Source organism: Polynucleobacter sp. TUM22923 (assembly GCF_030295705.1).
Lineage (GTDB): Bacteria > Pseudomonadota > Gammaproteobacteria > Burkholderiales > Burkholderiaceae > Polynucleobacter.
In genome coordinates this window covers 806,591-832,676 of record NZ_AP027274.1, presented here as the reverse complement: position 1 = coordinate 832,676, position 26,086 = coordinate 806,591, and the positions used below count along the sequence as shown (strand labels likewise).

At 46.3% G+C, this 26,086-nt stretch carries 23 protein-coding genes and 1 tRNA gene; 4 read left to right on the top strand and 20 right to left on the bottom strand.

What is annotated here, in order from left to right; genetic code table 11:
• Window positions 1-57 precede the first annotated feature (57 nt).
• The 5 genes from clpP to ispD all read right to left on the bottom strand — a co-directional run bounded on the left by clpP (window position 58) and on the right by ispD (window position 3,582).
• On the bottom strand, window positions 58-687 hold the full coding sequence (gene clpP / locus QUD86_RS04260) for an ATP-dependent Clp endopeptidase proteolytic subunit ClpP (protein ID WP_286298372.1): 630 nt from the start codon (window positions 685-687) through the stop codon (window positions 58-60).
• 58 nt (window positions 688-745) lie between these two features.
• Window positions 746-2,083: a trigger factor gene (gene tig, locus QUD86_RS04255; RefSeq protein WP_286298370.1), complete on the bottom strand. Its 1,338-nt coding sequence runs from the start codon at window positions 2,081-2,083 to the stop codon at window positions 746-748.
• Between the two features lie 56 nt (window positions 2,084-2,139).
• Window positions 2,140-2,226: transfer RNA gene (locus QUD86_RS04250), tRNA-Leu, on the bottom strand.
• 82 nt (window positions 2,227-2,308) lie between these two features.
• Complete coding sequence (gene ispF, locus QUD86_RS04245) at window positions 2,309-2,812, bottom strand: 2-C-methyl-D-erythritol 2,4-cyclodiphosphate synthase (RefSeq protein WP_286298368.1); 504 nt, start codon at window positions 2,810-2,812, stop codon at window positions 2,309-2,311.
• 17 nt (window positions 2,813-2,829) lie between these two features.
• The gene (gene ispD, locus QUD86_RS04240) at window positions 2,830-3,582 is read right to left on the bottom strand and encodes a 2-C-methyl-D-erythritol 4-phosphate cytidylyltransferase (protein ID WP_286298367.1); all 753 of its coding nucleotides are present in this window, start codon (window positions 3,580-3,582) and stop codon (window positions 2,830-2,832) included.
• Between the two features lie 23 nt (window positions 3,583-3,605).
• On the opposite strand from ispD, the gene mfd reads away from it, so the two are divergent.
• Window positions 3,606-7,163, top strand: coding sequence for a transcription-repair coupling factor (gene mfd, locus QUD86_RS04235; RefSeq protein WP_286298364.1), 3,558 nt, complete (start codon window positions 3,606-3,608; stop codon window positions 7,161-7,163).
• Window positions 7,164-7,168: 5 nt separating this feature from the next.
• A complete protein-coding gene (serB, locus tag QUD86_RS04230; protein WP_286298363.1) occupies window positions 7,169-8,059 on the top strand; it encodes a phosphoserine phosphatase SerB in 891 nt (296 codons plus the stop codon).
• 54 nt (window positions 8,060-8,113) lie between these two features.
• Here serB and QUD86_RS04225 read toward each other — a convergent pair whose 3' ends face one another.
• The 7 genes from QUD86_RS04225 to QUD86_RS04195 form a co-directional block, all read right to left on the bottom strand.
• Window positions 8,114-9,298, bottom strand: a complete 1,185-nt coding sequence (locus QUD86_RS04225) for an acetyl-CoA C-acyltransferase family protein (RefSeq protein ID WP_286298362.1) — start codon at window positions 9,296-9,298, stop codon at window positions 8,114-8,116.
• An 81-nt stretch (window positions 9,299-9,379) separates the two neighbouring features.
• Entirely contained in the window at window positions 9,380-10,738 is a 1,359-nt protein-coding gene (gene rimO / locus QUD86_RS04220) for a 30S ribosomal protein S12 methylthiotransferase RimO (RefSeq protein ID WP_286298361.1), read from the bottom strand.
• A gap of 2 nt (window positions 10,739-10,740) precedes the next feature.
• The gene (gene phaR, locus QUD86_RS04215) at window positions 10,741-11,301 is read right to left on the bottom strand and encodes a polyhydroxyalkanoate synthesis repressor PhaR (RefSeq protein WP_286298360.1); all 561 of its coding nucleotides are present in this window, start codon (window positions 11,299-11,301) and stop codon (window positions 10,741-10,743) included.
• A 108-nt stretch (window positions 11,302-11,409) separates the two neighbouring features.
• Window positions 11,410-12,150: a 3-ketoacyl-ACP reductase gene (locus tag QUD86_RS04210; protein ID WP_286298358.1), complete on the bottom strand. Its 741-nt coding sequence runs from the start codon at window positions 12,148-12,150 to the stop codon at window positions 11,410-11,412.
• A gap of 22 nt (window positions 12,151-12,172) precedes the next feature.
• A complete protein-coding gene (phaC, locus tag QUD86_RS04205) occupies window positions 12,173-13,804 on the bottom strand; it encodes a class I poly(R)-hydroxyalkanoic acid synthase (protein ID WP_286298355.1) in 1,632 nt (543 codons plus the stop codon).
• 104 nt (window positions 13,805-13,908) lie between these two features.
• Window positions 13,909-14,658: a peptidoglycan editing factor PgeF gene (gene pgeF / locus QUD86_RS04200; RefSeq protein WP_286298354.1), complete on the bottom strand. Its 750-nt coding sequence runs from the start codon at window positions 14,656-14,658 to the stop codon at window positions 13,909-13,911.
• A gap of 22 nt (window positions 14,659-14,680) precedes the next feature.
• Window positions 14,681-15,721, bottom strand: a complete 1,041-nt coding sequence (locus QUD86_RS04195; protein ID WP_286298353.1) for an RluA family pseudouridine synthase — start codon at window positions 15,719-15,721, stop codon at window positions 14,681-14,683.
• 89 nt (window positions 15,722-15,810) lie between these two features.
• Here QUD86_RS04195 and QUD86_RS04190 point away from each other — a divergent pair, with 89 nt between their 5' ends.
• Window positions 15,811-16,635, top strand: a complete 825-nt coding sequence (locus QUD86_RS04190) for an outer membrane protein assembly factor BamD (RefSeq protein WP_502928893.1) — start codon at window positions 15,811-15,813, stop codon at window positions 16,633-16,635.
• A 23-nt stretch (window positions 16,636-16,658) separates the two neighbouring features.
• Here the strand turns inward: QUD86_RS04190 and alr are convergent, their stop codons facing one another.
• Window positions 16,659-17,780 (bottom strand): alanine racemase, encoded by a 1,122-nt coding sequence (gene alr, locus QUD86_RS04185; protein ID WP_286298351.1) that lies wholly within the window; start codon window positions 17,778-17,780, stop codon window positions 16,659-16,661.
• A gap of 51 nt (window positions 17,781-17,831) precedes the next feature.
• Here alr and lplT point away from each other — a divergent pair, with 51 nt between their 5' ends.
• Complete coding sequence (gene lplT / locus QUD86_RS04180; protein WP_286298350.1) at window positions 17,832-19,151, top strand: lysophospholipid transporter LplT; 1,320 nt, start codon at window positions 17,832-17,834, stop codon at window positions 19,149-19,151.
• On the opposite strand, the gene QUD86_RS04175 is transcribed toward lplT, so the two are convergent.
• The 7 genes from QUD86_RS04175 to meaB are packed head-to-tail and all read right to left on the bottom strand — an operon-like array spanning window position 19,148 to window position 26,086.
• The gene (locus tag QUD86_RS04175; RefSeq protein ID WP_286298349.1) at window positions 19,148-19,690 is read right to left on the bottom strand and encodes a uracil-DNA glycosylase family protein; all 543 of its coding nucleotides are present in this window, start codon (window positions 19,688-19,690) and stop codon (window positions 19,148-19,150) included. The genes lplT and QUD86_RS04175 overlap by 4 nt on opposite strands.
• 2 nt (window positions 19,691-19,692) lie before the next feature.
• A complete protein-coding gene (gene rimI, locus QUD86_RS04170) occupies window positions 19,693-20,208 on the bottom strand; it encodes a ribosomal protein S18-alanine N-acetyltransferase (RefSeq protein ID WP_286298348.1) in 516 nt (171 codons plus the stop codon).
• On the bottom strand, window positions 20,205-20,945 hold the full coding sequence (gene tsaB, locus QUD86_RS04165; protein WP_286298347.1) for a tRNA (adenosine(37)-N6)-threonylcarbamoyltransferase complex dimerization subunit type 1 TsaB: 741 nt from the start codon (window positions 20,943-20,945) through the stop codon (window positions 20,205-20,207). The genes rimI and tsaB overlap by 4 nt, the downstream gene beginning before the upstream one ends.
• Window positions 20,946-20,995: 50 nt before the next feature.
• Window positions 20,996-21,460: a VOC family protein gene (locus QUD86_RS04160; protein WP_286298346.1), complete on the bottom strand. Its 465-nt coding sequence runs from the start codon at window positions 21,458-21,460 to the stop codon at window positions 20,996-20,998.
• 7 nt (window positions 21,461-21,467) lie between these two features.
• Window positions 21,468-23,492 (bottom strand): acetyl-CoA carboxylase biotin carboxylase subunit, encoded by a 2,025-nt coding sequence (gene accC, locus QUD86_RS04155; RefSeq protein ID WP_286298657.1) that lies wholly within the window; start codon window positions 23,490-23,492, stop codon window positions 21,468-21,470.
• 26 nt (window positions 23,493-23,518) lie between these two features.
• Window positions 23,519-25,051, bottom strand: a complete 1,533-nt coding sequence (locus tag QUD86_RS04150; RefSeq protein WP_286298345.1) for an acyl-CoA carboxylase subunit beta — start codon at window positions 25,049-25,051, stop codon at window positions 23,519-23,521.
• Window positions 25,052-25,060: 9 nt separating this feature from the next.
• Complete coding sequence (gene meaB, locus QUD86_RS04145) at window positions 25,061-26,086, bottom strand: methylmalonyl Co-A mutase-associated GTPase MeaB (RefSeq protein ID WP_286298344.1); 1,026 nt, start codon at window positions 26,084-26,086, stop codon at window positions 25,061-25,063.

Sequence of the window (26,086 nt, the reverse complement as noted above, 5' to 3'; positions counted from 1 at the left end):
TTAACCTAAATAATGAAGTACAGAAAATATAATGCGATGAAGGGCGATAAGGAATAATTAAGGACGCTTATCGATCACTTTGTCGATCAAACCATATGACTCAGCTTGCTCAGCAGACATGAAATTATCACGATCGGTATCCTTGGCAATAGTTTCAATGGATTGACCGGTACGATCTGACAGGATTTTATTCAAACGCTCACGTAAGTACAAAATCTCTCGTGCTTGAATTTCAATGTCAGAGGCCTGACCACGAGCGCCACCTAATGGCTGATGAATCATGACGCGGGAATTCGGCAATGCGTAGCGCTTACCCTTTTCACCAGCACATAACAAGAATGCACCCATACTGGCAGCCATACCCATGCATAAGGTACTAACATGAGGCTTGATGAATTGCATTGTGTCGTAAATAGCTAGGCCAGCGGAAACAGAGCCACCGGGAGAATTGATGTACAGAGAAATCTCTTTATCAGGATTCTCACTCTCTAAAAATAATAGCTGAGCGATAACCAGGTTGGCAGTTTGATCGTTTACTTCACCAACCAAAAACACAACGCGCTCTCGCAGGAGTCGCGAGTAAATATCGTAAGCGCGCTCGCCTCTGCCAGAGGTTTCGATCACCATAGGAACCAGACCCAGACCTTGGGGCTCTAAATACTCAGATTGGAATTGATTCTGGTTCATATGGACAAGCCTTTATTGGTAATGACTGAGGGACAATTTAACGATAACTCAACAAGTATTAATTAAGCTTACTTAATTCTTCAAAGGTCACTGCTTTGTCAACAACCTTTGCCTGCGAAGTGAAGTACTTAATAACATTATCTTCAAGTACTAAGTTTTCCATATCTTTGAGGCGACTAGGGTTGCTATAGAACCAGCGAACCACTTCTTTTGGATCTTCATAAGTAGCCGCTTGCTCATCAATCTCCGCTTTAATTTGATCGGCAGTAGCAGCTAAATTCTGCTGCTTCACAAGCTCACTCAAAATGAGGCCAAGACGAACGCGTTTAAGCGCCTGTTCAGCAAACATCTCAGCAGGAATGGGTGCATCTTTCGCGTTTGGAATACCGCGCTGGATGAGATCTTGACGTGCAGACTCCACTAGACGCTCTTGCTCTTGTGCGACTAAAGTTTTTGGCACATCTAGTTCGCATAAACCATTGAGCTTATCCATTACCTCGCCTTTTAACAAAGAGGTAATACGACGCTTAGTTTCACGATCAAGGTTCTCTTTGACTTCTGCGCGCATCTTCGCAACGCCACCTTCAGTAACACCAAGAGACAATGCAAACGCATCATCAATTGCTGGAAGGTGCGCCCAATTTACAGACTTCACAATAACTGTAAAGTCAGCTGTCTTACCAGCTACATCTTTACCATGGTAGTCCGCTGGAAAGCTTAATGGGAAAGTCTTGCTCTCGCCGGCTTTGAGGCCTAAGGTAGCTGCTTCAAACTCAGGAAGCATACGGCCTTCACCAAGAACGTATTCAAAATTTTCTGCCTTACCACCTGCAAACTCAACGCCATCAATCTTGCCTACGAAATCAATGACCGCTTGGTCACCAGCTTGAGCGGCAGTATTGGCACCGCCATCTCCATGATGCCCAGCTTCGCCACGCGGATGGTAATGAACCTGCTGCTTGCGAAGTACATCTAAGGCACGATCAATTTCCGCATCAGAAATGTCAGTTGTATATTGAGTAACTTCTGCTTTTGTAAAGTCACCGATTTTGACTTCTGGCAATACTTCAAAGTACACGTCAAAAACGATCTTCTCTGCATCTAGTTCGCTCTTTGGATCAAGGCGAGGTTGACCAGCTAATAAAATTTTATCTTCTTGAGCGATGCCATAAAAGAGTTCAGTAGCTTTGTCGTACTGCAGCTCGAAATCAACCTGCATACCGAATTGCTTTTCGACCATATTCTTGGGCACTTTACCAGGACGAAAGCCAGGAGCCTTCATGGTCTTGCCAAGCTTAGCTAAACGCTCATCTCTTGCTTTTACCAAATCGGCACGAGCAAACTCTAAAGTTACTTTGCGGTCCAACAGACCTAAATTTTCTATTTGCGCAGCCATTCTCGTCTCTTAATTAAAATCGGGATATGTGAAGCCCAAGCCAAACATCAAACTTGTGGTGCGAGAAGGGGGACTCGAACCCCCACACCATTTCTGGCGCCAGGACCTAAACCTGGTGCGTCTACCAATTCCGCCATCCTCGCGCTAACATCCCAAAAATTCTAGGGCTTCAGCTTCACTCTAAAGACCGTAATTCTACAATGCTTAGTAGTTTTAGAGGATCTTTTACGGTCTATAGAGCAAAGCCACCACATGAACTGCAATGCCCTCACCCCGACCCAAATGCCCTAATGATTCATTTGTTTTGGCTTTAAGGTTTATACAGCTTGGGGCGACTAACAGGTCAGCCGCAATGTTTTGGATCATTTCTGGCAAAAAAGAGGCCAATTTAGGGGCCTGACAAATAATCGTGGCATCTACATTACCCACCTGAAATCCAGCCGACTGCACCTTTTGTAATGCAGTTCTGAGCAGAATTCGGCTATCCATGTCTTTAAATTGAGGATCTGTATCCGGGAAAAGCTGACCAATGTCATTTAACCCTGCAGCGCCCAATAATGCATCGGTCAAGGCATGAAGCAAGGCATCTGCATCGGAGTGGCCCAATAGACCCTTATCACTGGGAACGTGGACCCCGCCTAAAATCAATTTTCTACCGACAACTAGAGCGTGAACGTCATAGCCCTGGCCAATACGGAAAGGCGGTAAATAGTTGGTGTTTTGGGTCATAGAGAGGCCGCGTTAGTTTATGAAGTTTTCAAAATAGCCTGGATTAACTCCCAGTCAGCTGGGTGAGTCACCTTAAAGTTGCGAGTTTCTCCATGAATCAATAAAGGTTTTGTACCCGCTAGCTCCATAGCGCTAGCCTCATCCGTCATATCCGCATTAATAAGCATGGCCGCCTCAATAGCATCGTGCAGATCCTGAAGACCGAACATTTGGGGGGTTTGCGCTTGCCAGAGATGATCTCGAGAGATCGTTTTTTGAACGCGGGCAGGACCTCCATCTTCAGGGGAATAGGCTTGCACCATCTTCAACGTGTCAGCTAGGGGCATTGCCAGTAGACCACCCTCACCTGCCAAAGTAACGCTGTGAATGAGGTTTTGAATCAAAGCAGGCCTTATGCCCGGCCGAGCAGCATCATGAACAAGTACCCAGTCATTCTGCGGAATTCCGGATTGCAGCATCGCTGCTAAGGTATTCATTACCGTTTCTTGCCTAGTCAGACCTCCCGTTGGCAAAAAATGGGTTGGCTTTGTCATGCTCGAGAAAGACTTGAGTATGGGATCCTCAATAAAAGCTGGGCTAAGCCCAACCCAGATGGAAGCAATTTCAGGCGTGCTACTAAAGGCATCCAAGGCATAAGAAAGCATTGGCTTGCCCGCTAGCACTTGAAACTGCTTTGGCAAGTCACCACCAAGCCGAGAGCCAGAGCCCGCTGTTGGCAACAAAGCATGGCATTGCGGTGAAGCTGGCGTGGATTGAATTCCGGTAGGCATAACTGATTCTATAATGAGTGCAGATGTCCGATGCATTAACACCCACAATTGCCGCCTCATCCCCTATCCCGGCTCCACGGGCTGGGCAGCGCTTTACCTATTCCGGGTTGATTGGCTCCGCAGATGCGGCATTAATTGCCCAATCCGCCCTACGCTACCGCTCTGAATTTTCAGTCATGATTGTGTTCTGCGCTCAGGCCCAGGAAGCTCAAAGGTTATTAGAAGAAATTCCCGCCTTCGCGCCTCAGCTCAAAACCCGCCTTTTACCGGATTGGGAAATACTCCCTTACGATCATTTTTCGCCACATCAAGATTTGGTGTCTGAGCGCTTAGCTACCCTGTATGAGCTTTTGAATGGAAGCTGTGACATTGTTCTAATACCCGTCACTACCGCCCTGCAAAAACTGGGTCCACCAAACTTTTTGTCTGGACATACCTTCTTTTTCAGGCAAGGCGACAAACTCGATGATGCGGCGCTCAGGCTACAACTGCAGCAAGCAGGCTATGACCCAGTGAGCGCTGTCATGCGTCCTGGTGAATACAGTATTCGAGGCGGCTTAATTGATCTCTTCCCAATGGGATCCCCTCTGCCTTATCGGCTAGATTTATTTGGTGATGAAATTGAACAGATTCGAGCATTCGATCCAGACACACAACGCAGTCTCTACCCCGTCAAAGAAATACGCCTACTGCCAGGACATGAATTTCCATTTGATGATGCGTCGCGCACCGCATTTCGTGGGCGCTGGCGAGAGGTATTTGAAGGCGACCCTACACGATGCTCCATTTATAAAGACGCCAATCTAGGTATTCCGAGTGCCGGAATTGAGTCTTATTTACCGCTCTTTTTTGAAGAGTCCTCTAGCGTATTTGATTACTTCCCCCGCTCTGGAGATCCTGTATGGATTGTGAGTGCTGGTGATGTTGAAGAATCCATTAAAAGCTTCTGGAAAGATACGCTAGCTCGGTATGAATTCTTAAAGCATGATTTAGATCGGCCAATACTTCCGCCAAAAGAATTATTTCTTGATGTTGATCAGTTCTTTTCTTCAGCAAAACCAAATGCCCGTCTGGTTCTCGAAAAAGACGATAAGGGTGCAAGCCAATTTTTAGCGGTGCCGGATCTTTCAGTGCACCGCAGGGATACCGATCCTATCAATCGCTTGCGCTCGCTGATTTCTAAAGAAAAAACGCGTGTGCTCATTTGCAGTGATAGTGCTGGGCGTAAAGAATCCATTCGAGAGCTATTTGAGCAAAGTAATGCTGTATCCGGGGTGAATGGCCAATTTCTCTTTCCACTCAAGCCACAGGAATTTGAGGGAATTGCTGACTTTATTAAAAGTGATCTGCTATTTGGACTTGTAACAGCGCCATTGTTTAACGGTTTTACTTGGCCCTCTGAAAATCTCATTGTGGTTACCGAAGCAGAGCTATTTACCGCTACTGCGCGACAACGCCGCAAAGGGAAAGTCAGTGAGAGTTCAGATCCTGAGATGCTCTTTAAGGATCTCTCTGAATTAAATATTGGCGACCCCGTAGTGCATTCTGATCATGGTATCGGCCGCTATCAGGGGCTAGTGCTTTTAAATTTAGCGCAGGCAAAAGAAGAGCCTCTCTTTGAGGAGTTTCTGCATTTAGTGTACGCAAAAGAAGCAACGCTTTATGTTCCGGTTCAGCAATTACAGATGGTGACCCGCTACGCTGGATCCGATCCCGATTCTGCTCCACTACATCAATTAGGCTCAGGTCAGTGGGATAAAGCTAAACGAAAAGCAGCACAACAAATCCGAGATACGGCAGCAGAGCTGTTGAGTCTCTATGCAGCAAGAGCAATACGCAAAGGACATGCTTTTGAATTCTCTGCCCATGACTATGCTGCATTCGCTGAAAGTTTTGGATTTGAAGAAACGCCAGATCAGGCCAACGCTATCGCCGCCGTCATTGCAGATATGACTAGCGGTGCGCCGATGGATCGACTGGTATGCGGCGACGTTGGCTTTGGTAAAACGGAGGTGGCTTTACGAGCTAGCTTCGTCTCTGTAATGGGTGGTAAGCAAGTGGCTATTCTTGCACCGACTACCTTGTTAGCAGAGCAGCATGTTGCAACCTGGAAAGATCGCTTTGCGGATTGGCCTGTAAAAATTGTAGAGTTATCGCGCTTTAAAACCACTAAAGAAATTAACGCCGCTTTAGAGGCTATTGCGAAGGGTGATGCCGACATTATTATCGGTACCCATAAATTACTGTCCAAAGAAACCAAATTTGCTAATTTGGGCTTAGTCATTGTGGATGAAGAGCATCGTTTTGGTGTTCGTCAAAAAGAGGCGTTAAAAGCTTTAAGAGCAGAGGTCGATATTTTGACTCTTACTGCGACACCAATACCTAGAACGCTTGGTATGGCAATGGAAGGCTTAAGAGAGCTTTCCATTATTGCTACTGCCCCACAAAAACGTTTAGCCATCAAAACATTTGTGCGTCGCGAAGGGGACAGTATTATCCGGGAAGCCGTTTTACGCGAAATTAAACGGGGTGGGCAAGTCTACTTTCTGCATAACGAAGTAGAAACGATTCAAAATCGTAAACACGCTTTGCAGGAATTGATTCCTGAAGCGAGTATCAGTGTCGCCCATGGCCAAATGCATGAACGCGAATTAGAATCCGTAATGCGAGAGTTTGTTACCCAGCGCACGAATATTTTGCTCTGCACAACCATCATCGAAACAGGCATCGATGTTCCAACAGCCAACACGATCATCATGCACAGGGCTGATAAATTTGGTCTAGCTCAACTGCATCAATTGCGAGGTCGTGTGGGACGCTCACACCATCAAGCCTATGCCTATTTATTGGTCCCCGATCCTGAGGCCCTTAGCAAGCAAGCCCAATTAAGGCTAAACGCCATTCAAGCGATGGAGGAATTGGGTTCAGGCTTCTACCTAGCTATGCATGATTTAGAAATTCGGGGGGCTGGTGAGGTGCTCGGCGATAAGCAGTCTGGTGAAATTCATGAAATTGGTTTCCAGCTATATACAGAAATGCTCAATCGCGCTGTCAAATCATTGCGCAGCGGCAAAGAGCCAGATCTTCTCTCGCCGCTACAGGTTACTACCGATGTCAATTTAGGATTGCCTGCCCTGCTACCAAGTGACTATTGCCCAGACGTCCATGAACGCCTTTCGATGTACAAACGCTTTGCCAGTACAAGTGATTTTTCTGAACTCATGGGTCTGCGTGAAGAACTAGTCGACCGCTTCGGGAATTTACCTGATCAGGCCAAATCGTTTTACGAGACCCACCGTTTACGCCTAGAGATGACCGGCTTTGGAATCAAAAAAATTGATGCCACACCAAGCTCTATTCAGATTCAGTTCATCCCCAACCCACCCATTGACCCAATGAAAATCATTCGATTGATTCAGTCATCAAAGTACATCCAGCTTAATGGCCAAGATAAGCTTAAAGTGCTACCGCAAAAGGATCAGGACTTTGAGAAATTAGAACAACGCTTGGAGCATATACGTCGCATCCTTCGAGGTTTGAATGAATCGGCTATGCTCAATACGGCAAACGTCAATTCATAACCCATATGACCAACCTTAATACGCTCGTAGGTTTATCAAATAAGCCCATCTCTCAGGATCTGAATCTGGCTCTTAAGCATCATGCACAAGCACTCGGGATTAACATTCAGCCCCTAGAAATCAAAGGCGAATTAAGTCCTTATTTTTCTGCCCGCTGGTCTATTAGTCACCAATTGCTTTCTGAAACGCGCTTGGCAATGCGTGAGTTGGCGGCCAGTCACAATACTGATCTTGCTTTTTTACCGCCCAACTTTCAATCTTCCAATATTAAAGTCTTAGCCATGGATATGGATTCGACCTTGATTAATATTGAGTGTATCGATGAAATTGCAGACTTCGCAGGTAAGAAAGCAGCCATCTCTGAAATTACGGAAGCCACGATGCGCGGAGAGATCAAAGATTTTAAAGAGAGCTTGCGTAGGCGTGTAGCACTACTTGCTGGTGTATCTGCTAGCGTACTTGAATCAGTCTATTTAGAGCGCCTGCAACCCAATCCAGGCGCTACAGAATTACTTGCTGGCGCTAATGAACGCGGGCTTTATACCCTGTTGGTTTCGGGCGGTTTTACGTTTTTTACCGAGAAGTTACAACTCAAGCTTGGTTTTAAGCAAGCCCAAGCCAACACACTAGAGATCATTGATGGAAAGCTCACTGGCAAAGTGCTTGGTGACATAGTAGATGGCGCTGCTAAAGCAAGCTACCTTGATCAAGCCTGCGTTGCAATGGATTGCCATAAATACAATGCAATCACCATGGGTGACGGCTCTAATGATTTACTGATGATGCACGGATCTGGTATCAGTATTGCCTATAAAGCAAAAGCAATTGTCAAAGAAAAAGCCGACGCGGCTTTTGACCGAGTCGGCTTAGATGCAACGCTACTGCTAATAGACTAAGTCAGACTGAGCTACAGACTGAAATTACTCTGAGCAGTAGCAAATTGAATAGCATTAGAGGCGCTCAAAGATCGTAGCAATACCTTGACCACCACCAATGCACATGGTTACTAGCGCATATTTTCCCTGTACCCGCTGTAATTCATGAATAGCCTTTGTTGCAATCGCAGCACCTGAGCAACCAATCGGATGACCCAATGCAATTGCGCCACCATTCACGTTGGTCTTAGCTGGGTCTAATCCCAAGCCTTTAGTCACCGCCAAAGCTTGCGCAGCGAACGCTTCGTTAGATTCGATAACATCAATTTGCTCTAACTTTAAACCGGCACGCTCAAGCGCAATTTTAGTCGCAGGAATTGGACCTTCGCCCATGATGTGGTTTGGAACACCAGCAATTGCGTAGGATACGAGGCGAGCGATAGGCTTATAACCAGCCTTCTGTGCAGCTTGCGCTTCGGCTAATACAAAAAAGGCAGCGCCATCATTAATACCAGAAGCATTACCTGCAGTAACGCTACCGCCTTCCTTTTTAAAGACTGCTTTCATCTTGCCTAAGGTTTCCATCGTGGTATCAGGCTTGCAGTGCTCATCAGTATCGAACACCACATCACCTTTACGGGATTTAATCGTGATGGGAACGATCTGGGATTTAAAGCGACCTTCTTTAATGGCGTGGGCTGCACGACGATGTGATTCCATGGCAAACGCATCTTGCTCTTCACGGGTCAACTTCCATTTTTCAACCAAATTTTCTGCAGTGACACCCATATGGCCAACGCCAAATGGATCCGTCAAAACAGAAACCATCAAATCGAGCATTTTGGTATCACCCATACGCGCACCACTGCGCATTGCTGGGGATCCATACATACCGCGGGACATTACCTCAACGCCACCACCAATGCCGTAATCACAGTCACCCAACATAATGGCTTGGGCTGTAGTGACAATAGCCTGCAAGCCGGAGCTGCATAAACGATTGAGTCCCATGGCAACCGACTCCATCGGCAACCCAGCCTGAATCGAAGCTACGCGGGCAACATAGGCATAGCGGTTATCCGTAGGAATCGTATTGCCCACAGTAATATAGTAAATTAATGCCGGATCGACACCAGAGCGAGAAACTGCCTCTTTCATCACAATACCGCCAAGCTCACAGGGCTCCATAGAACTAAGGGCGCCTCCAAAGCTACCAATGGCAGAGCGAACAGCACTTAAAACAACGACTTCACGACTCATATTAATCCCCTTAGCAAAGCCATATCTGGCTAAATTCGTTCATCTTGAAAGCTACTCTTCACTACGTTTTTATTCGAATAATCAAGTTTCAGCTATTAGGTCATGCCCTTGGGTGCTAATAACCGTTGCCTTGATAATCTCACCAGCACGATAGCGCTTAGAAGGCTTATTCGCAGGTAAAACCCGAACCAAACCATCAATTTCAGGGGCGTCACCAATAGTGCGGCCAATTCCACCAGACTCGTCTACCCGATCAATGAGAACTTGTATCCGCTTACCTGTTTTTTTGCTTAAGCGCCTAATTGAAATTTCCTCTGCTTTGGCCATAAACCGAGCCCGACGTTCCTCACGAACCAACTCAGGTACCGGATTATCAAGGGCATTAGCGGTTGCGCCATCTACTGGCGAGTAGGCAAAGCAACCCGCTCTATCGATCTGCGCTTCATCAAGAAAATGCAGTAAGTGCTCAAATTCTTCCTCTGTTTCACCCGGAAAGCCGGCAATAAAGGTACTGCGAATGACCAGGTCTGGGCAAGCAGCACGCCAAGCCTGAATGCGCTCCAAATTCTTTTCCCCGCTCGCTGGACGTTTCATGCGTTTAAGCACGTCTGGGTGGGAATGCTGCAAAGGAATGTCTAAATAGGGCAATACGCCATAACCATGATCGGAAAATTCAGCCATGAGAGGCAAAACATCATCGACGTGGGGATAAGGATAAACATAATGAAGGCGTACCCAAGCTTGATGCTCACGAGCAATTTGATTGAGCGCATTGACCAAGTCATACATCTTGGTTTTGACAGGTTTACCGTCCCAAAATCCCGTCCGGTATTGAATGTCTACACCATAGGCGCTGGTATCTTGCGAAACAACCAAAAGCTCTTTAACACCAGACTCAAACAATCGTTTTGCTTCGAGCAATACCTCACCGATAGGGCGAGACACCAGGTCTCCCCGCATACTCGGAATGATGCAGAAAGTGCAACGGTGATTGCAGCCTTCAGAAATTTTCAGATAAGCGTAATGCTTAGGCGTAAGCTTTACACCAATGGGTGGCAACAGATCTATAAAAGGATCATGTGGCTTAGGAAGATGTAAATGAATTGCCTGCATCACCTCTGCCGTGGCATGAGGGCCTGTCACAGCAAGTACTTTAGGATGAATGCTCTGTATAAGATCACTACCGTCGGCGTTCTTACGCGCACCTAAGCATCCAGTCACAATCACTTTGCCGTTTTCTGCCAAAGCCTCGCCAATGGCATTCAGACTTTCCTCAACCGCAGAATCGATAAAGCCGCAGGTATTGACTACCACTAAATCTGCGCCTGAATAATCTTTTGATGTCTCATAACCTTCAGCACTTAACTGCGTCAATATGAGCTCAGAATCTACTAATGCCTTGGGGCATCCCAAGGATACAAAACCAACTTTTCCGACCACGACTATTCTTTCTCTGTTTTATTTTTTTGCGGCGTAAATGGGAAACCGCTAAACATGGAGGGTGTACCCTGCATTTGCTCCTGCATTTTAACAAATAGGTCTTTACTTTGATCCATGTAATTCCCCATCAGTCCTTGCATCATTGGATTTTGGAGGTTAAGCATACTGGCCCATGCCTCAGGAGTGCTTCCAGTGCCTAGGCCTTGCGTCTGATCGCCTAACTTACTGTGAATATCTACAAAAGATTGCATGGTCTTTTCTAAATAATTGCCCATGAGCCCCTGCATTGAATTTCCGTAGAAGCGAATAATCTGGGACAGCATCTGCGAAGAAAAAACAGGTGATCCAGCAGCCTCTTCTTCAAGAATAATTTGCAGCAAGATATTTCGCGTTAGATCATCATCTGTTTTTGCATCGACAACCGTAAACGGATGGCTAGACATCACTAAATTTTTAATATCAGCTAATGTCACATAGGTGCTGGTTTGCGTGTCGTATAAACGGCGATTGGGGTATTTCTTAATTAAACGGCTTTCACCGGATTTTTTAGCGCGTGTGGCCATGGTTTTTCCTTGCGATCATCACTGCAAAACAACATCGGCATAGTTTATCCCTAGTTTTTGACTAAGAGTAAATATGCCGACCTTAAAGCTGTAAAAAATATGGATGCTTTAACCTGTATGTAGACCGCCATTTAAGGAGAAATCAGCCCCAGTGGCATATCCGCCGTCCTCAGACGCAATCCAGCAAATAATGGATGCGATCTCTTCTGGGGTGCCTAAACGCTTAACAGGAACGCCGGCAACGATCTTTTCTAAAACATCCTCACGGATAGCCTGGACCATATCTGTACCGATATAGCCCGGGGAAACCGTGTTAACAGTCACGCCCTTCGATGCTAATTCATGCGACAAAGCCATCGTAAATCCATGTAAGCCCGCTTTTGCGGTGGAGTAGTTCGATTGACCAAACTGCCCTTTTTGGCCGTTTACAGAAGAGATATTGATAATGCGTCCCCAACCGTTATCAGCCATTGCATCGACCACTTGTTTGGTGACATTAAAGAGGGAATTTAAATTGGTATCAATAACGGCCTTCCAGGCTTCTGGGGTCATCTTGCGAAACACGCTATCTCGGGTAATGCCGGCATTATTTACCAAAATATCAACACGCCCTACCTCTGCTTTCACCTTATCAAATGCAAGAACGGTGCTATCCCAATCTGAGACATTGCCCTCCGAAGCAATAAAGTCGTAGCCCAGGGCTTTTTGCTCACCCATCCATCGATCTTTTCTTGGGGAGTTGGGACCGCAACCTGCAATGACTTTGTAGCCATCTTTTGCTAAACGCTGACAGATAGCAGTACCAATGCCGCCCATACCGCCAGTTACATATGCAATCTTTTGAGTCATTTATATCCCCTTGTAAATCAAATTAAACCGCTGTTGTTATTTTTTCTTTTACATACATGCCGGGAGCAGCCTCCAGCGCCTTATATTTTTTATTGCCAAAGAGTTTGCTCGCTTTAACCTTTTTTCCCCCAAACGGCTTTAACCAAGCCGCATAGTTAGGCCACCAACTTCCCTTAATATCTTTCGCGGCTGATAGCCACGCATCGGCAGTTTTGGGTAATGCATTATTTTCAAAATAATGTCGCTTATTTTTTGCTGGGGGGTTAATCACGCCAGCAATATGACCAGAAGCACCAAGAACAAATCGGTTTTTACCCTTCAGAATCCGAGTGGACTCGTAAGCTGATTTCCACGGAACAATATGATCATCGTGTGATGCATATATATAAGCGGGTACGGTGATTTTCTCAAGATGAATTTTTTCACCGCAAACAGTCAGCTTGCCCGGTTTAATCAATTCGTTCTGAAGGTAAGTGTGACGTAAATACCAGCAATACATGGCGCCCGGTAAATTAGTAGAGTCACCATTCCAATACAGGAGATCAAAGGGAGGCGGAGACTTTCCTTTGAGATAATTTTCTACAACATAATTCCAAACAAGATCATTAGGGCGCAAAAAGGAGAAAGTATTACCAAGCTCTAATCCTGACATCATGCCGAATTTTCCAGCTTGGCCACCAATGCTCTCTTCGCGCAACTTCACCATACTGTCATCAATGAATACATCTAAGATGCCACTGTCGCTAAAGTCCAATAAGGTGGTTAGCAACGTTAAGCTAGCAACCCAGTCTTTTTTGCGTGCGGCGAGAACGGCCAAGGCAGTAGATACTAGTGTGCCGCCTACACAAAAACCTAGAACATTAATTTGCCCTGTGACACCAATTTCTTTGGCAACTTCAATAGCCTTAATAACGCCCTCGCCAACATAATCGTCCCATGTCACTTGAGCCATAGATTCATCAGGATTTTTCCAAGAGACTAAAAAGACCGTGTGGCCTTGCTCAACCATGTACCGTACAACTGAATTATCTGGCTGTAAATCTAAGATGTAATATTTGTTGATACACGGTGGAACCATCAAATAAGGGCGCTCGAAGACAGTCTCGGTCAAGGGCTTGTATTGAATGAGTTCAAAGAGAGCATTGCGAAACACCACCTGGCCTTCTGTCATCGCAATATTTTTACCAAGCTCAAAGGCGCTTTCATCTGTCTGAGAGACTTTGCCTTTTTTCAAATCACCTAATAAATTGACGATCCCGTTTTGAATAGACTGCCCTTGCGAGCTAATAATATTTTCTAAAACTTCGGGATTGGTTGCGATGAAATTAGATGGCGATAATGCGTCAACCATTTGCTCTGTGGTGAACAAAATTTTGACCTTTGTTTTTTCATCGGTATCTACTGCTTTAGCAAGGGCTAGTAAATGCTTAGAATTCAACAGATAACTTGCGGCAATAAACTTACTCCAGGATGCTTGCCATGCATTACCCGCAAAGCGCCGATCTTTCAGCTCAATAGCCTGAGGATTCGCAGCGAGGTGCGCCCACTCCGTAAAATATTCTTTCTGAATTTCTGCTAAACGCTCTGATGGAATTAATGCCATGTGTTGAGGTGCTAAAGATGGAGCTACTCCAGAATTCATGCCAGCAAACATAGTTATCTCATTAATTGAATCATCCTATTCTGCCCTTGTATGCTGTAGAGGGTTATACGCACTAACCCTAGCCCTAGAGCTAACCCTTAGTAAGGCTGCAAAATCTATGCGGCAATCCATATTAATGAGGCAAAGCGCCCTGTCACACCATCACGACGATAGGAGTAAAAGCGTTGTGGGTCGCTGTAGGTACACAGGCCACTTTTTGCAATGGACAGAATACCCAAAGACCGAAGACGATCCTCGGCCAACACCTCTAAGCTGGCCCAGTATTTACCGAGTCGCCCTGGAATCGGTATAAAAGCATTGGATAAAACTGTCTCTGATTGATCGGAAAAAGCATCCAAAACATCCGCCCCAACTTCAAATGCAGCTGGCCCAATGGCGGGCCCCACCCAAACTAAGATTTCTTGAGGGGTTAAGGAAGGTTTTAAAGAAAGCATTGCTTGCACAGTATTTTCTAAAACGCCGCCACTCAAACCTTTCCAGCCAGCATGAGCAGCGCCAATAACGTCACCTGCAACACTGGTAAATAGCACCGGCATACAATCCGCCGTCAAAATAGCCAAGACCTCGCCGGGCCTGTCACTGACAATAGCATCGGCCACAATGGGCTCTAGAGGCAAAGTGTTTCTGAGTATGGGTGTGCTTACCTCTGTGCCATGCACTTGCCTTAACCAAGTGGGTTGCGACGGAAGTTGCTGAGTAAGAATGGCTCTGTTTTTTAAAACTGCTTGGGGCTCGTCGCCGGCATTTAACCCCAGGTTCATTTGGTCAAATGGGGGTTTGCTGACCCCACCAAGGCGGGTTGTGCAAAAAGAGTGAACAGTAACTGGAGAGTGCCAGTCAGACAAAAGAGAATACTCTGGCAGGTCGCTAACGCTGATCATTTTTAATTGAAGCCATCAAAGCGGCCTCTTTGGGAAGATCTTCCTCACTCATACCAGTAAGTGATTGCAGTTGAATTAAATCTTCTGGCGGCAACCTAAACCAGGTCATGATTTCCAGTGACGTAGGGTGCTGCAAACTTAAAGCATAAGCGTGCAGTGCTTGACGCTCAAATGGGAGGGTTTTAGCAACGCCGGGGGTTCTCTTGCGATACACCGGATCACCCAATAAAGGCAGGCCCAAAGACTCTAGATGCACCCGTATTTGGTGTGTTCTTCCCGTCTCAAGTCTACACTCCAAAAGCGTGACCGGACTAGCAGCAAACTCGCCTTTAGCCAGACGACGAAATAATGTAGCAGCCGGTTTACCCTGTGCGGAGCCTGCAGCCATCTTTAGGCGATCACGCTGGTCTCGACCAACCGAGGCCAATACCTTGCCTTGCGTGGGGGCCTCACCCCAAACCCAAGCCAAATATCGTCGACCTACCGTTCGCTCCTGTAACTGCCGAACCAGGGCAGTCTGAGCAATATCCGTGCGGGCAACCACCATTAATCCGGAAGTATCCTTATCTAGGCGATGAACAATTCCGGCCCTTGGCAAGTGTTTAAGTTCAGGAAAGTGAAATAACAGCGCATTGAGCAAGGTTCCAGTCCAATTACCTACGGCTGGATGGACCACAAGTCCCGCTGGCTTATTCACTACGATGATTGCCTCATCCTCATAAACGATATCTAAAGGGATGTTTTCCGGCGCAAAAGCGTATTGCTCAGGCATTTCTTGAGGAAATACCTTGATATTTTCGCCACCACGCAGCAAGTGGCGGGATTTCGTCACCACCACGCCGTCAACCATCACAGCACCCTCTTCGACCCATGTTTTAAGGCGGGCACGGGAGTAATCAGGCAAAGCACCCCCCAGAAACTTGTCTAAACGCTCCCCATCCACTTCATGGGGAATTTCTAAGGTAATGAAATCCTCTTCATCGATATAATCAATGGGATTCGAATCAGGAGTTTTCAGCAATGCCACGCTTAGAGAGCCTTTTAGTTATGTCAGAAGTAAATACATCTACCAGTTTAAGGCTTGCTGGGAATATTGAAGCATCCACTGGAAAATTAATGTCGATTCGCAGAACTTCACTATCCACTCTTTTTATTGCTGCAATCTCAGCATGTCTCCTACTTAGTGGGTGCGCTGGTAGTGACGGTCAAAAAGATGACACTGACATTTGGTCGGAAACCAAACTGTACTCCGAAGCAAATGAAAAAATGAATGACGGTGATTTTGCAAAGTGTGGAAAATACTTTGATAAGTTAGAAGGTCGCTTCCCTTTTGGCCCCTACTCTCAGCAGGCACAAATTAACGCTGCTTACTGCTACTGGAAAGCACAAGAAACTGCTCTAGCTCAGATTGCTATTGATCGTTTTATCAAGTTGCACCAAGGTAGCCCCAATTTAGATTATGGCTACTACCTCAAAGGAATTATTAGTTTCAATGATGATTTGGGATGGCTTGGAAAATTTACTGGTCAAGACTTAAGTGAGCGCGATCCAAAGGCAGCAAAAGAAGCATTTGAATCATTCAAAGTAGTTGTAGAACGTTTTCCTGATAGTAAATATGCCCCTGACTCTTTAGACAGAATGCGCTACATCGTGAACTCTTTGGCTGAGGCCGACGTCATTGTTGCCCGCTTCTACTTTCAGCGTGGCGCCTACCTTGCCTCGGCGAACCGAGCGCAACTGGTTATTCGTGACTATGACAGAGCCCCCGCAGTAGAAGAGGCCCTGTACATCCTAGTGAAGTCTTATGAAAAATTAGGCATGACAGATTTAGCCAATGATTCCTTACGCGTCTACAAACTTAATTTCCCTGATAGTCAAATGATGACGACCGGTCAACGCGTTATTAAAGAGCGCAAGTGGTGGCAGATCTGGAATAAATAAGTGCTGGTGTTTGCTATCGAAATTTAGGTGATAGCCACTGGCACCCTGGCAGTAAGAGCGCAGATTAGTTCATAACCAATAGTGCCGCTCATGTGCGCCACGTCATCCACCGGAACCTCGTTCCCCCATAGCTCTACCTTGCTGCCAATCTTGGCCTGAGGAGCCCCTCTTAAGTCGATGGTAATCATATCCATTGAAACTTGGCCAGCGATAGGGCAGATGACTCCGCCATCACCTCTGTCGCTCTGCACCCAAACCGGCGTTCCATCCGAGGCTTGCCTAGGATAGCCATCTGCATAACCACAGGCTATTACGCCAATTTTCATATCTTCTGGCGCTTCAAAACGACCACCGTATCCTACGTGCTCACCTTTTTTTAAATGCTGAATATCAATGATTTCACTATTGAGCGTCATTACCGCCTGAAGATCGGATCGAACGATATCCGCAAAGACACCGGTTGGGGAGACACCGTACAACATGATTCCAGGGCGGACCCAGTCACCTAAATAATTTCGATGCCACAAAATAGCTGCTGAATTGCCTAAAGAAGTGGCTGCCTCTAAACCCTGAATGGTTTGCTCGAAACAATCTACTTGCTCGCCAACACTGGGATAACGGTCTACTTGGTCAGCATTCGCAAAATGGGTCATGTGATGCAGGTGATATCCCGATGAATGCAGTACATGAAAAGCATGGCGATATTGCTCTGGCCTAAAACCCAGTCGATTCATTCCAGAATTAAGCTTCAAAAAGACGTTGATGGAATGCCCAGAATGGTTGGCGTAGGACTCTAACCAAGCCACCTGTTTTTCACTATGAACCACCATATCGCAACGTAAGGCAACCGCCCGCTCAAGCTCGGCTTGATGAAACAGCCCTTCTAAAAGCAAAATACGCCCACTCCAATCATGGTCTCTCAGCCATTGCGCATCAGCAATGTCGAGCAATGCAAAGCCGTCTGTTGCCCCCAGTCCCTGCAAGGCTGCCTCTAGGGTATGCCCATAACCTTTAGCTTTGATAACAGACCAGACTTTAGATTCTGGCGCCAACTCCCGAATGCGGTTTAAATTATGGCGGAAGGCCTTAGTATCAATAGTTGCCGAAATTGGTCTACTATTTGGTGTGATGGCGATGGAACCCATATTCAACCTCCCTTTCATGTTTTAATTAACGCATATGACTAGATTGTACGAATGAACCGTAGTTTTTACACCATTATGGCGGCGCAATTTTTTTCGTCGCTCGCCGACAATGCATTACTCATTGCAGCTATAGCCCTATTGGTCCAGCTTGAAGCTCCGGCCTGGATGACGCCTTTACTCAAATTATTCTTTGTTCTCTCGTATGTAGTGCTGGCTGCTTTTGTGGGGGCTTTTGCAGACTCCCGCCCCAAGGGCAATGTCATGTTCATCACTAATACTATTAAGTTTGTTGGCTGTGTAGTAATGCTCTTTGGCAGTCATCCCTTGCTCGCTTATGCCATAGTGGGTTTAGGTGCAGCGGCCTATTCCCCTGCTAAATATGGCATTTTGACTGAATTATTGCCCCCAGAAAAGTTGGTAGCGGCCAACGGCTGGATTGAGGGTCTCACGGTAGGTTCGATCATTTTGGGCACTGTCCTTGGAGGCGTATTAATCAGCGCCTCAGTCTCACAAAGTCTACTAAGTTTAGATGTGCCTGCGCTAGAAACAGGCATAGACACTGCCGCTGAATCAGCCATTCTCATCATCATGATGATTTATGTCATAGCCGCCTTAATTAACTTACGCATTCCTGATACGGGTGCTCGCTACGTATCTCAAAAAACAAATCCAATCGAGCTTATTAAAGACTTTGCTGTTTGCTTCAGAACGTTATGGGATGATCGTCTTGGTCAGATTTCACTAGCAGTCACTACATTATTCTGGGGTGCCGGCGCAACACTCCAGTTCATCGTCATCAAGTGGGCACAAGTCGCACTGCACATGACACTATCTCAAGGGGCAATTCTGCAGGCCATCTCAGCATTTGGGGTTGCTGGTGGGGCCGTCTGGGCTGCATGGCGCATTCCCTTGCGCAGCTCTTTAAAGGTGCTGCCTTACGGTATTGCAATGGGTCTGGTCGTTTGCGTCATGGCCATTTACAACTCAGATATGCTGCCTAATATCACGCTGTTCAGCATCGGCAAGCTTGAGGTTTCTCTCAATCTAGTGCCCGCCTACTTTTTACTTATTTTAGTTGGCTGGTTAGCCGGCTATTTTGTAGTGCCAATGAATGCCCTACTACAGCATCGTGGACACGTCCTGATGTCTGCTGGCCACTCGATTGCGGTACAGAACTTCAATGAAAATATCTCTGTTCTGATGATGCTCTTACTGTATTCAGGCCTAATCTGGCTTGATGTTCCTATTCAGTACGTCATTATTGGTTTTGGTGTGTTTGTCAGCATCATCATGTGGCTTGTCATCAAAAGGCACAAAGCGAATCAGGCTGAGCGTGACTCAATGCATCTAATTGGCGAACACAAACACTAAGTATTTTGTAGGACTGATTTAGCAAGTAAAAGATCTTGCCAAAACAATGCCTTGTCTTTTGGTCTCGAAACAAGGTGATTTAATTCAAAAGTCGCTATCAAGGGCAACTCTTGGGCTCCCTCATCCATAAATGCCAGCACAGTCTCGCGCAACTGTGGCAAGGCATCTCGTTCACCAGACAATTTTTGCGCCACTGAGCCACCAAAAGCCAAAGCAACCATCGGAATACCCGTTTGCATTAATGCCTCAACATCACTTGCATCAATTGCATCACTTGGGTTTTTCCAAAGCCATTCTTGCGAAGATAAGCCCAAAGCACGAACAATGCCCTGAAACAGTAACTCAGCATCACCTTGCGGTGGGTTACCAAAAAACCACCATAAAGCCGCTGGGGGCCGATCGGTGGCTATGGCTGGGGCTGAGGCTACAGCTGTAGCTTCGACGATCTCAGGAGCTTCAGATGACATGACAGCTTGTGCATCACGCGAAGTCCATTCGGTAATACCCATTTCTTTTAAGAAAGCTGTGTTGGAATGCATATTCATTCCTCTAGCTTAATCGATTTAGCCATCACCAGAGCATCTTCCCGTGATCCTGTTGAAGAATCAGCGGGATAGTAATTTTTTCGTAAGCCAATCTGCTCATAAGCTAAACGCTCATAGAGCTTTAGTGCAGATACATTGCTTGGCCTGACCTCCAAAATAATACGGGGCATATTTTGCTGTAATGCCACCCCCTCGATAGCGCTCATCATTTTGACGCCAATGCCCAAGTTACGAAGCTTCGGAGCCACAGTAATATTTAATAAATGTAATTCATCAACCGCGGGAAACAGAATGCAGTACGCCCAGAGAATGTTTGGGTCTAAATAACTACCCTTCACAGGATCTTCGATCTGGGGGCGAACACAATAAGCCCAATGTCCAGCAGCAAGAGAGTCCGAAAAATTCCCCTTAGTCCAAGGGTGTAGATGTGACACAGATTCGATCGCAAGAACCGCCTCTAGATCGGCAGAAACCATGGGCATAAACGATAGCTCAGAAATGCCTGCACTCATTGCAATGCTCGCTCTGCAGCTGTATACGCCACCTTATTGCGCACATAGAGCGGCTCTAATAAGCGCACATCTTGCTGCAGGCCTTGGGCCCATAACTTCTGGGCACAAATTAAAACACCAAGAGACTCAATACCAATTTGTGCATCTAAATGACTGTCCAATAAAGCTTGTCTCTGCAAGGATGTGCTTTGAGAAGCCAATAGGCGATCACCGAATTCTCCGATAGCACTTCCAGCCACGTAATCAACACCATCTAAATCAACAGCCTCGGGAGCGGATAACTGAATTTCTCCGATGCGCTCGGCCCAAGCTGCTGATCGGTCCCGTAAGACGCGGTATTTAGCCCAATAGGCTTCGCCCATTCTGGCATCCACAGCAATCAGAAAGGTAGAGGGGGCGACTTGCAAAAATGCGGGCTTTAAAAGCAATTGAGCAGCAATCGCATCCAAACTAGCGACCGGAATTACAGGGAGCCCAGCAGCAATTGCTAAGCCTTGGACAGCAGCAACGCCCAATCGAACACCCGTAAAGGCGCCAGGACCCACTCCAATAGCAATTGCGTCAAGAGATGCTAGTTTGGTGTTGGCCTCGATCAGAAGCTCATCTATCCACGGTAATAGGAATTGGCTAGCGCCAGCCGAGACTTTTTGATGACGAACAAGGCTCGGGGCGTCATCAATAGATAAAGCCACAGAACACCAGGCAGATGAAGTATCAATCGCTAAAATTCGGGTCAACTGCTCTTCTCTTTTTTCTTATTGCTTATTGCTTTTAGGGAGGGGTGAAGCTACGAACTCAATCCCTGAATGATATCGGGTGTTGCCTGCACTAACTCAATCAATACGCCCTCCCCGCATAAGGGAAACTCTGCATTCCCTTTAGGGTGTACGAAGGTAATATCATGCCCCGCTGCCCCCTTACGGATACCGCCAGGAGCAAAGCGTAGACCCTGTGACGTTAACCACTCAACCGCTTTGGGAAGGTCATCAACCCAAAGACCAATATGGTTTAAAGGAGTTTGATGCACTGCCGGTTTTTTATCGATGTCCAGTGGCTGCATGAGATCTACCTCAATCTCATAAATGCCTTGGCCAATAGCGCATATATCCTCATCTACGTTTTCACGCTCTGATACAAAAGTACTTTTATATTCAAAGCCCAATAAATCAACCCATAACTTGCGTAAGCGATCTTTATGTTCGCCGCCAATGGCGATCTGCTGAATACCCAATATCTTAAATGGCTTAGTCATTTATTCTCTACTCCAAACGAATAATCAATTGATCAACGGCCAAACTCTCACCAACAGTAGCGCAGATTTCTGCAACAACACCATCTTGGGCTGCTACCAATACATTCTCCATCTTCATCGCTTCAATAGCGGCTAACTTTTGACCAGCAATCACTGCCTCACCAACTTGAACGGAAATATTCGTCAGCAAGCCTGGCATAGGCGACATAATTAACTTTGAGGTATCTGGAGGAAGTTTGACTGGCATACGGCGTTGAAGCTCCGCACCCAGTGAACTTAACACCATGCATTCAAAATGCGCACCATCTAACACCAGGTAATACTTCACGCCGAGCCGCTCAACTTGGGCCGTGATTTGCTGAGTTCCATTAATTGTCGCGCGCAGGCAAAGCTGGCCTGGACGCCAATGACTCACAATGTCATAACGACTAATATCATTTGCCTCTTCGATATAGACCGAATAAATACCCTCCTTAAGCTCTACTCGTATCACTATCTCTTGCATCGACTCATTTGAGCCAACACGAGTACCTGTCACAACAACAAACTTTTTAGCAATCAGCATTTCATGACCGGCCAGCTGGCCATCGATCATTTGAATATGCTCTAAATAACGATAGCGCATAAAGGCAGCCAGAGCAGCAAGCCGTTTAGGGTCTGCTGGTTGCACTGAATCTAATTTAAAACCATCGGGATACTCTTCCGCAATGAAGCCTGTCGTGAAGTCTCCTGATACAAAACGGGGATGCTGAAGCAGTGCAGCCTGAAAAGGAATGTTGGAATGAATTCCGCGAATCACGAAATCATTGAGAGCCGCGCGCATTTTTTCAATGGCGTCAGTACGATCTTTTCCATGCACAATTAACTTTGCAATCATGGAATCGTAATACATCGGAATTTCTCCGCCTTCGTAGACCCCGGTATCCACTCTCACACCATTGCCTTCTTTAGGCGGTTGATACTTGACTAAGCGGCCGGTGGAAGGCAAAAAGTTTCGAAATGGATCATCCGCATTAATGCGACACTCCATGGACCAGCCATTAAGCTTAATATCTTCCTGTTTAAATGCTAACTTTTCACCAGCGGCCACCCGAATCATTTGCTCTACCAAATCGAGTCCGGTAATATTTTCAGTAACAGGGTGTTCCACTTGCAGACGAGTATTCATCTCTAAAAAGTAGAAAGACTTGTCCTTTCCGACAACAAATTCGACTGTGCCGGCTGATTGATAATTGACCGCTTGAGCTAAAGCAACGGCCTGCTCACCCATTGCCTTGCGAGTTGCTGGATCAATAAAAGGGGAAGGCGCTTCTTCAATCACCTTTTGGTGGCGACGTTGAATAGAACAATCTCGCTCACCTAGGTACACCACATTTCCATGGGCATCGCCCAGCACCTGAATTTCAATATGGCGTGGACCCTCAACAAACTTTTCAATAAAAATTCGGTCATCGCCAAAACTATTCATTGCTTCTGTTTTACAAGCAACAAAGCCTTCAGCTGCTTCCTTGTCGTTTGCAGCAACTCGCAGCCCCTTACCACCACCACCCGCCGATGCTTTAATCATGACAGGGTAGCCAATATCCTGAGCGATCTTCACCGCCTCTTCAGTACTGGCGATTGCTTCATTAAAACCTGGAATCGTATTGACTTTAGCTGCAAGGGCTAATTTTTTGGAGGCAATCTTATCGCCCATTGCGGCAATCGACTGATGTTTGGGTCCAATAAATACAATGCCCTCTTCCTCACAACGGCGGGCAAACTCTTCATTCTCAGACAGAAATCCATAGCCAGGATGTACCGCTTGGGCACCCGTATCTTTACAGGCTTGAATGATCCGATCCATTACGAGATAAGATTCACGTGAAGGCGCTGGGCCAATACAGACAGCCTCATCTGCCATTTGCACATGTAGCGCTTCTTTATCCGCCTCTGAATAAACAGCAACCGTTTTGATTCCCATTTTTTGAGCGGTTTTAATCACGCGGCAAGCAATTTCACCACGATTCGCTATGAGTATTTTCTTAAACATATTCGTTTTCATAATTTACTCTAGCCTTACAGGGGGATGTTGCCGTGCTTACGCACAGGATTTAATAATTCTTTATCTTTGAGCATGACCAAAGAACGAGCAATACGTTTGCGGGTCTCATGAGGCAAGATCACGTCATCAATATAGCCACGACGACCTGCCACAAATGGATTGGCAAATTTTGCTTTGTACTCCGCCTCGCGGGCAGCAATTTTTACAGGATCCGTCTTTTCTTCTCGGAAAATAATCTCTACAGCGCCTTTTGAACCCATCACTGCAATTTCTGCAGAAGGCCAGGCAAAATTCACATCACCTCGTAAATGCTTCGAGGCCATGACATCATAAGCACCTCCATAAGCCTTACGTGTAATTAAGGTTACCTTTGGTACGGTGCAGTCAGCATAGGCATACAGTAACTTAGCGCCATGCTTAATGATGCCGCCATACTCTTGTGCGGTACCGGGCATAAATCCAGGAACATCCACTAAGGTAACTACTGGAATATTAAAAGCATCACAAAACCGGACAAAACGCGCAGCCTTGATAGACGCTTTGATGTCCAAACAACCAGCCAACACTAAAGGCTGATTGGCAACAATACCAATCGATCGCCCTTCAATACGAGCAAAACCGATCAGGATATTTTTTGCATAGTCAGGCTGAAGTTCAAAAAATTCGCCATCATCGACTATTTTTTTGATTAATTCCTTCATGTCGTATGGCTGATTTGGATTACTAGGAACTAATGTGTCTAAAGAGAAATCAGGCTCTTCAGATCGCATTGCCCATTTAATCATCGGTGGCTTTTCACGATTCGATAAAGGCAAATAGTTAAAGAAGCGACGCAACATCATGATGGCATCAACATCATTATCAAAGGCTAAATCGCAAACGCCCGATACAGTGGAATGGGTAATAGCGCCGCCCAATTCCTCGGCAGTCACTTCTTCATGGGTCACTGTCTTGACTACCTCAGGACCAGTAACAAACATGTACGAACTATCTTTGACCATAAAAATAAAGTCGGTCAACGCAGGCGAATACACTGCACCACCAGCGCAGGGGCCCATGATGAGGGAGATCTGTGGAATCACACCAGACGCAGTAACGTTACGCTGAAAAATTTCTGCATAACCACCTAAAGAGGCAACGCCTTCCTGAATACGCGCACCACCAGAGTCATTTAAACCAATGACCGGGGCACCTACCTTAAGGGCCTGATCCATAATTTTGCAAATTTTCTCGGCATGGGCCTCAGAGAGAGAGCCGCCTAATACCGTAAAGTCTTGCGAGAAAACAAAGACCAGACGACCATTAATCATGCCGTAGCCAGTAACTACACCGTCACCTGGGATGGTTTGATCATCCATACCGAAATCATGGCAGCGATGCTCAACAAACATATCCCACTCTTCAAAGGTGCCGGCATCAAGCAGTAGCTCAATGCGCTCGCGTGCCGTGAGCTTACCCTTAGAGTGCTGAGCCTGAATCCGTTTTTGCCCGCCACCTAGGCGAGCTAACTCGCGCTTTGCCGCTAGCTGCTCAATAATTTCTTTCATGTCGATTCCTTAGAAAAATTCGTGCCCCATGGCTTCCAACAAACGTCGCGCAGCGACAGATGAAGCCATCGTTCCTTGATTGACCTCAGCAATAAAGCTGGGTAAGAGTTTTTGTACTTCCGGATGATTGCGAAAGGCATTTTTAAGCCCTGCATCAATTCTGTCCCACATCCAGGCGCCAGATTGTTGTTGGCGACGGGATTGTAATTGGCCATTAGCCTGTTGTATGGTTTGAAAGGTGCGTATTTTTTCCCACAATTCAGAGATACCTTGGCCCTCTAATGCGCTCATCGTCATCACCGTGGGATGCCAAAATGCTTGGTCATGAGAAGCGTGATCAGGGTTACCTTGAAAACCTAATAACCGCAAAGAACTAGATATAAATAGCTGTGCACGCATAGCAGCATCTTCATCGATATCCGCTTTATTAATCACAATCAGATCAGCCAACTCCATCACGCCTTTTTTGATTGCCTGAAGATCGTCGCCAGCATTGGGTAGCTGTAACAATAGAAACAGATCGGTCATTCCAGCAACAGCAATTTCGCTTTGTCCTACGCCTACTGTCTCAACAATGATTACGTCAAAACCTGCAGCCTCGGCAACTAACATTGCCTCACGGGTTTTTTCAGCAACACCGCCTAAGGTCCCAGAGGATGGGCTAGGCCGAATAAAGGCATTATCTAAGACGGAAAGTCTTTCCATCCGGGTTTTGTCACCCAAAATAGATCCGCCAGATAGGCTTGACGAAGGATCGATTGCCAACACAGCAACCCGATGACCTTGCTCAATGAGATAAAGACCAAGCGTTTCAATCAAAGTGGATTTACCAACGCCAGGTACGCCAGAGATACCCAACCTAAAGGAATTTCCAGTTTTAGGTAACAAGGTATTTAAGACATCATCCGCACGATGGCGATGGTCTAAGCGCGTCGACTCCAACAAGGTAATGATTTTGGCTAAGGCTCTACGCTGAGCGTAGGAAGGGCCGGCCGTTAAATCATTCACTAATGTTTGGTCGACATTGCTAAGCAT

What these genes read in the sequence shown, in the direction of transcription:
- phaC (WP_286298355.1), bottom strand. Translation starts at nt 13,804, where the DNA reads ATGTTTGCTGGCATGAATTCTGGAGTAGCTCCATCTTTAGCACCTCAA.
- QUD86_RS04190 (WP_502928893.1), top strand. Translation starts at nt 15,811, where the DNA reads ATGTCGATTCGCAGAACTTCACTATCCACTCTTTTTATTGCTGCAATC.
- mfd (WP_286298364.1), top strand. Translation starts at nt 3,606, where the DNA reads ATGTCCGATGCATTAACACCCACAATTGCCGCCTCATCCCCTATCCCG.
- lplT (WP_286298350.1), top strand. Translation starts at nt 17,832, where the DNA reads ATGAACCGTAGTTTTTACACCATTATGGCGGCGCAATTTTTTTCGTCG.
- accC (WP_286298657.1), bottom strand. Translation starts at nt 23,492, where the DNA reads ATGTTTAAGAAAATACTCATAGCGAATCGTGGTGAAATTGCTTGCCGC.
- alr (WP_286298351.1), bottom strand. Translation starts at nt 17,780, where the DNA reads ATGGGTTCCATCGCCATCACACCAAATAGTAGACCAATTTCGGCAACT.
- QUD86_RS04210 (WP_286298358.1), bottom strand. Translation starts at nt 12,150, where the DNA reads ATGACTCAAAAGATTGCATATGTAACTGGCGGTATGGGCGGCATTGGT.
- QUD86_RS04175 (WP_286298349.1), bottom strand. Translation starts at nt 19,690, where the DNA reads ATGCATTCCAACACAGCTTTCTTAAAAGAAATGGGTATTACCGAATGG.
- meaB (WP_286298344.1), bottom strand. Translation starts at nt 26,086, where the DNA reads ATGCTTAGCAATGTCGACCAAACATTAGTGAATGATTTAACGGCCGGC.
- QUD86_RS04225 (WP_286298362.1), bottom strand. Translation starts at nt 9,298, where the DNA reads ATGAGTCGTGAAGTCGTTGTTTTAAGTGCTGTTCGCTCTGCCATTGGT.
- tig (WP_286298370.1), bottom strand. Translation starts at nt 2,083, where the DNA reads ATGGCTGCGCAAATAGAAAATTTAGGTCTGTTGGACCGCAAAGTAACT.
- QUD86_RS04150 (WP_286298345.1), bottom strand. Translation starts at nt 25,051, where the DNA reads ATGAAAGAAATTATTGAGCAGCTAGCGGCAAAGCGCGAGTTAGCTCGC.
- rimI (WP_286298348.1), bottom strand. Translation starts at nt 20,208, where the DNA reads ATGAGTGCAGGCATTTCTGAGCTATCGTTTATGCCCATGGTTTCTGCC.
- phaR (WP_286298360.1), bottom strand. Translation starts at nt 11,301, where the DNA reads ATGGCCACACGCGCTAAAAAATCCGGTGAAAGCCGTTTAATTAAGAAA.
- clpP (WP_286298372.1), bottom strand. Translation starts at nt 687, where the DNA reads ATGAACCAGAATCAATTCCAATCTGAGTATTTAGAGCCCCAAGGTCTG.
- serB (WP_286298363.1), top strand. Translation starts at nt 7,169, where the DNA reads ATGACCAACCTTAATACGCTCGTAGGTTTATCAAATAAGCCCATCTCT.
- ispD (WP_286298367.1), bottom strand. Translation starts at nt 3,582, where the DNA reads ATGCCTACCGGAATTCAATCCACGCCAGCTTCACCGCAATGCCATGCT.
- QUD86_RS04160 (WP_286298346.1), bottom strand. Translation starts at nt 21,460, where the DNA reads ATGACTAAGCCATTTAAGATATTGGGTATTCAGCAGATCGCCATTGGC.
- ispF (WP_286298368.1), bottom strand. Translation starts at nt 2,812, where the DNA reads ATGACCCAAAACACCAACTATTTACCGCCTTTCCGTATTGGCCAGGGC.